2 protein-coding genes are annotated in these 2,040 nt (G+C 65.0%); both read right to left on the bottom strand.

The features are described from left to right. Positions 1 to 238 precede the first annotated feature (238 nt). Positions 239 to 580, bottom strand: coding sequence for a type II toxin-antitoxin system HicB family antitoxin (locus tag OP495_RS17370; RefSeq protein WP_280565422.1), 342 nt, complete (start codon positions 578 to 580; stop codon positions 239 to 241). 205 nt (positions 581 to 785) lie between these two features. Further along, on the bottom strand, positions 786 to 2,040 hold a 1,255-nt coding region (locus tag OP495_RS17365), incomplete at its 5' end, for an aminotransferase class V-fold PLP-dependent enzyme (protein WP_280570999.1).

Raw genomic sequence — 2,040 nt, 5'->3', positions numbered from 1 at the left:
TGCCGCCGCCCGCTGCCCGAAGCCCTCCGCCGGGCGCCCCGAAGCCCGAAGCCCGAAGCCCGAAGCCCGAAGCCCGAAGCCCGAAGCCCGAAGCCCGAAGCCCGAAGCCGCTCTTCATAGCGCCCCGAACCTGGCGCTCGAGGTCCGAAGTCCGAAGCCCGAAGCTCGAAGCCGCTCTTCACAGCGCCCCGAACCTGGCGCTCGAGGTCCGAAGCCCGAAGCTCGAAGTATCCGGCAGTCAGGGATGCTGTTGCAGGTAGTCGTTCAGCGCCTGGCGGGTGAGGTCGTTGAGCGAGATGCCGTGTTGCGAGGCTGAAACGGCAGCGGCCAGGTGCAGGTCGTGGCCGACGCGCACGTTGAAGGAGCCCTTGCACGGAGTCTCGGGCGCCTCACCGAGTTGCTCGCAGGTAGCGAGATAGTCATCGACAGCTTCACGGAACGCGGCTTCCAGCTCCGCCACCGTCTCGCCTTCGTAACTGACCAGGGCGCGAACGAACTGTAGCTTGCCGAACAGGCAGTTGTCTTCGGTGCTGGCCTCGAGGGAGCCGTAGTAGCCCCGGTACTTCAAGAGTTTTTCCATTAGATCAGCCCTCCTGAGCGTAGCTGCTCGATGACTTGGCGCTTGGCGTAGGCCTTCAATTCGTTACCTGGATGCGGCTTGTGCAGGTTGATCATGGCATTTTTGCGACTAAATATAGTTGCATTATTGCAAGCCCGCAGCCCGCAGCCCGCAGCCCGCAGCCCGCAGCTCGAAGCCCGCGGCTCGCCGCTCGTGGCTCTCAGCCTTACCTCCGCGTTTCCTCCGGCCGTTCCAGCAAGGGCTCCAGCGTCTGCAGGCAGGTCGCGATCTCTTCTTCACTGTTGTAATGGCTGACGGATAAACGCGTCGCGGCCTTATACCCAAACGGCGCGAGAGCGCGCACCGCCTGGGGCGAAGATAAAAGCTGGGCGGCGATGCCGGTTGCCGCGAGCCACTGCACCACCTTCCACGCTTCGATTCCGCGGACATCGAATGTCACCGTGCCGTCCCGCCATAACGCATGCGGCGCGCCGATCACCCGCACACGTGGATGGCCGTGCAAACCGCATCGCCACAGCGAGGTGGGCGATGCACTTGCCTCTGGCGTCGCCGGTGCCTCGGGAAAGCCATGCAATAGCCGGTTCAGCAACGCCCGCTCATGGGCCTGAATGGCATCGCCCGCCGCCTTTAAACGGGAACGCCGGGCCGGGGGGCCGGTGAAATGCGTGCCCAGCCAATCGAGATACGCCACCCACTCGGTAATGCTCGCCAGCGCCGTGGGCTCCTCACCGCTATGCGGCGCCATCAAGCCGCTCGGCGGCGTGCCGCGCATGGCCAGTGACAAACGCCGCGATAGCCATACAAATCCCTGCCGCGGGCGACAGAAGATCGCCTCCGCCCCCACCACATACGCATCGATTTCCCAATGCGCCACCGTAAGCGGCGCATGCGCGGCATGATGTTCCCCCATGACCAGAATGAAACACGCCGGCGCCACCTTGTGTATAGCGCGCGCAATCGCCGCCACATCCTGGCGCATGCCGGTGAAAGGGCAGGTATGCACGAGCGTCGCAACGCGTGTCTCCGGCGTCACGCAGTGAGCATACTCCGCCACTTCCAACCGACCGGTCAGCGGATTGACCGGCACCGTCGCACTGCTCAACGCCCGCTGCCTGGCATGCAACGCGATGGCGGTCATCTCCTCGGCGGAAGCCAGCGCCGTCGTCACGACATGGCTCCCTCGAGGAGCCGCTCCCAGCGCCAACGCCAGTACCCGTGCCCAACCTTCCGACGTACTCGGCGCCCGCCAAAGCTGGTCATGCGATGCCTCCAAAGACGCCCCCAACCAGGTCGCGAGATCTTCCCAGCCATGCGTGGTCAGCATCGCCTGGATATGATGACCCGGCGCATCCGTCTCCAGCGGCACCGGCAAACTCGCCAGCTCCGCGCCCACCTGCATCGCCGCCTTCAGCGCCAGCGGCTCGCCGACGCCGTTCAAGTGGATTCGCTTGCCATCGATG

The organism is Chromohalobacter sp. 296-RDG, assembly GCF_029889885.1.
Lineage (GTDB): Bacteria > Pseudomonadota > Gammaproteobacteria > Pseudomonadales > Halomonadaceae > Chromohalobacter.
Note: the sequence above shows the minus strand (reverse complement) of the source record. Positions and strands in the feature narration are given on the sequence as shown.